Annotated in this window: 1 pseudogene; it reads right to left on the bottom strand. The window is 56.1% G+C overall.

Annotated features, from left to right (window positions below):
* A pseudogene (locus tag NE591_RS14385) lies at window positions 1–301 on the bottom strand (AAA family ATPase); the annotation flags it as partial.

Here is a 301-nt window from a genome sequence, read left to right as displayed (position 1 = left end):
CGCGCAATATCAATGCCAGGGAAATGATTGCTATCGGCGAGAAGGGCGGCCGCGTTGCAGTATTCGCCGGAAGGTGTCATAAGCTCAAGTGAAATAAGGGAATTTTGATCGAGGGGTTTGAGCCCCAGTTTGGAGGCGAGCTCCTTCTCGAGATGGCCAAATGCGAGGTCCTGCTCTTCTGCGACGAGGGCGTCGAAGCTGACATGCTCACCCGTCAAGACGAGCCTGCCGTACTCAAGGCGGCTCACTTCGACGGTTGAGGTGTCGGCTCTACGATAGGCGCGTCCAGAGAAAAGATAGG

The organism is Adlercreutzia sp. DFI.6.23 (assembly GCF_024462535.1).
Taxonomy (GTDB): domain Bacteria; phylum Actinomycetota; class Coriobacteriia; order Coriobacteriales; family Eggerthellaceae; genus Adlercreutzia; species Adlercreutzia rubneri.
This window is presented reverse-complemented; position numbering and strand designations above follow the sequence as displayed.